This window comes from Rhizobium rosettiformans W3, from assembly GCF_004912135.1.
Lineage (GTDB): Bacteria > Pseudomonadota > Alphaproteobacteria > Rhizobiales > Rhizobiaceae > Allorhizobium > Allorhizobium rosettiformans.
Genome location: NZ_STGU01000073.1, coordinates 1 through 1,134 on the forward strand (window position 1 = coordinate 1; position 1,134 = coordinate 1,134).

The window sequence follows — 1,134 nt, forward strand, 5'->3', positions numbered from 1 at the left end:
GCCAGTCGACGAGCTACGTAAAGCAATCGACCGCGCTCATAGCGGCCTGCTGGCAGATGGCGGGATCTGATCCCTGTGATCATCGAGCTCTGAAGCAGAATACAGACAGTAACGCCGCCAGGGTCAGTTCCCCAGGCGGCGTCAGCCGAGCAACATAAGCGAATGGCAACTATTACTGGGCCGAAGCAACAGCTGCATCAATCCGTTCGCGCGCCTTCTTCGGCAGCTTGGCTGCGTTGAAGGCGTCAAGATTGGCGGCCGGAGCATCACCAACCAGGATGGCAGCGACCATGCCCATGCCAACATGCGGCGCGCATTTCACGCCATAGAGACCGGGAACGTCAAAGGTCACCTTGATTGTCTCGTTCATCTTGCCCTTGAACTCTGCCGCGCCGTCCGGAATCATACCCTTGATGATTTCGGCATTGTGGCTCTTGTCGGTGGCGACGAAGGTGACGGTGTCGCCGGGGGCAATCTTCAAGCCGGCAGGCTCGAACACCATGGCACCCTCTGCACCCTTGTTGAGCATCTTGACTTCGAAATCCGCAGCCATCGAAAAAGCGGGAACTGAGAGCAAAAGAGCAGCCGCCAGGGTGACACTACGCAGTTTCATTTTCATCTCCTTAAACGGAAACACCTCGTTCCGTTTCAAAAGAGATAGGCCAGGATGGACAGGCCTTCTTTGCGCAATATCAAGTACGGGAACGCTTCACCTGATTATCGACGCTCCGGAAGAGAATTCGCCAGCGACGCAAGTTCAATCATATCGCGCACCAGGAGTTTTTGCCGACCACCTTCGATCAGCCCCCTGCTCTCCCATGCACTAAAAATGCGCGAGACCGTATGAATTGTCGTGCCAGTCATCTCGGCAATGTCCTGCCTTGAGATCGGGAAATCGATCCGTATTCCCGACGCCTCCGAACGACCAGCCTTTTGCGCCAACCTCAAGACGGTATGCGCAACTCTCTTCTCTACTTCTTGCGTGGACATTTCGCGAATGCGGACATGGGCTTCTTCAAGCCTTTGACCGATCGTCTCCATCGCGCTGACGGCGAGTCTTGGATTTCGCTCCACGAACTTTGGCCACATCTCCGTTGGCCAGGAAAGAACGATACTTTCAGCAGCAGCAAGAGC

General features: G+C 55.5%; 2 protein-coding genes. Both read right to left on the bottom strand.

Features of this window, described 5'->3' with window-relative positions; genetic code table 11:
- Positions 1-172: 172 nt before the first annotated feature.
- Positions 173-613 carry a pseudoazurin gene (locus FAA86_RS24375; protein WP_136543894.1) on the bottom strand — a complete coding sequence of 147 codons (441 nt, stop codon included), beginning with the start codon at positions 611-613 and terminating at the stop codon, positions 173-175.
- Between the two features lie 104 nt (positions 614-717).
- On the bottom strand, positions 718-1,134 hold a 417-nt coding region (locus FAA86_RS24380), incomplete at its 5' end, for a Crp/Fnr family transcriptional regulator (protein WP_136543896.1).